Below are 2,024 nucleotides of genomic sequence, written 5' to 3'. Positions count from 1 at the left end.
GCACTTCCAATAACTTCAGTACTTATGGCTATTATTAAATAAATATAAGGCATTTTTAACTCCTTTTAATTTTCGTATTTTATTTAATTTTATTCTAAGTATTTTTTAATTGTAGTCTTGTATTTTGAGTGTCATTCGCGTGGTATTTTTGTGGATTGATGGTTTTTGAAAGGTTTTTGAAACGAGTTGAAAACGAGTTTCTTCTTGTCTTGATACTATATAGAAATAACTCGATTTTAAAATTATAGCTGTAATCCTTGGTATGTAAGGGATTATAGCTATTTTTCTTGTTGAAAGGAATTTTTGACATAAAAAAACCCCAGTAGTATGATTAAAGCGTCTACTCAATAAACAACTACTGGAGGTCTCTTTATATGCAATATAATACTACTAGATGTATAGACGAAAATCAAGATAACGAAACACTTAAAGATATGACGAAAAGTGGGAAACAACGCCCATGGAGAGAAAAGAAGATAGATAATGTAAGTTATGCAGATATACTGGAAATTTTAAAAATAAAAAAGGCTTTTAATGTAAAACAATGTGGTAACGTCTTAGAGTTCAAGCCGACTGATGAAGGTTATTTGAAGTTACATAAGACATGGTTTTGTAAGTCGAAACTCTGCCCAGTTTGTAATTGGAGGCGTGCTATGAAAAATAGTTATCAAGCTCAAAAAGTGATTGAAGAAGTTGTTAAAGAAAAACCAAAAGCGCGTTGGTTATTTTTAACACTTTCAACGAAAAATGCGATAGATGGGGATACTTTAGAACAAAGTTTGAAACATTTAACGAAAGCATTTGATAGGTTAAGTAGATATAAAAAAGTGAAGCAAAATCTTGTTGGGTTTTTGCGTTCAACGGAAGTAACAGTTAATAAAAATGATGGTAGTTATAATCAACATATGCATGTTTTATTATGTGTTGAAAATAGTTATTTTAAGAATAAAGCTAATTATATAACTCAAGAAGAATGGGTTAATTTATGGCAAAAAGCATTACAAGTAAATTATCGACCCGTAGCAAATATTAAAGCGATCAAACCAAATCAAAAAGGCGATAAAGATATTCAAGCAGCTATCAAAGAAACCTCTAAATATTCGGTTAAGTCATCTGATTTTTTAACTGATGATGATGAAAGAAATCAAGAAATCGTGAATGATTTAGAAAAAGGTTTATATCGAAAACGTATGTTGAGTTATGGTGGTTTGCTTAAACAAAAACATAAGATTTTAAATTTAGATGATGCCGAAGATGGCAATTTGATTAATACAAGTGACGAAGATAAAACAACAGACGAAGAAGAAAAAGCACATTCAATTACGGCAATTTGGAATTTTGAAAAACAAAATTATTATTTAAAAGATTTGAAACGTTAGCTAAAAAGCTAGTGTTTTTTTATGTCTTTTTGCCCCTGCGGGAACTATAGCGTTCAACCGGCATGGTTGACCAGTTTTCATGTTAACTTTTAAGTTTGCATATAAATGGGCAGTGTTTATTTTTTTCTGCCCAGTTTGCTAAATTTTTAATTTGCATATAACTGGGCAGTGTTTATTTTTTTCTGCCCAGTTTGCTAAATTTTTAATTTGCATATAACTGGGCAGTGTCTAAAAAATTAGTCACTGGTTTTGCTCAAATTTTTGTTTGTGAAATTAAGATATATTTATTTGGCTCATATTTGCGTTTTAAAAGCGTATATAGACTTTTAGGTATAAAACTATATGATTTACCCCTGAATCTTTAAAATGCCCCCTTAAAATTCAAATAAAGGCATATAAAAATAAAAAGCCAACCCAGATAAAATGGATTGGCTTTTTATTTGCTTTTGCGAAGTAGATTATAAAAAACTACTTTTAATAAGCACCCTAAATGTGATGTCTATATTATAACAAGAACACGCATTTATGCCGAGAAAATTTATTGTGCGTTGAGAAGAACCCTTAACTAAACTTGCAGACGAATGTCGGCATAGCGTGAGCTATTAAGCCGACCATTCGACAAGTTTTGGGATTGTTAAGGGTTCC

Annotated in this window: 1 protein-coding gene; it reads left to right on the top strand. The window is 30.6% G+C overall.

Annotated features, from left to right (window positions below; genetic code table 11):
* Positions 1-434: 434 nt before the first annotated feature.
* The gene (locus EII32_RS11145; RefSeq protein ID WP_180554660.1) at positions 435-1,379 is read left to right on the top strand and encodes a protein rep; all 945 of its coding nucleotides are present in this window, start codon (positions 435-437) and stop codon (positions 1,377-1,379) included.
* Positions 1,380-2,024: the final 645 nt, after the last annotated feature.

This window comes from Prevotella sp. OH937_COT-195 (genome assembly GCF_003932845.1).
Taxonomy (GTDB): domain Bacteria; phylum Bacteroidota; class Bacteroidia; order Bacteroidales; family Bacteroidaceae; genus Prevotella.
Note: the sequence above shows the minus strand (reverse complement) of the source record. Positions and strands in the feature narration are given on the sequence as shown.

Bases quoted from the DNA above. Each gene is read 5' to 3' on its own strand.
- EII32_RS11145 (WP_180554660.1), top strand. From the start codon at position 435: ATGACGAAAAGTGGGAAACAACGCCCATGGAGAGAAAAGAAGATAGAT.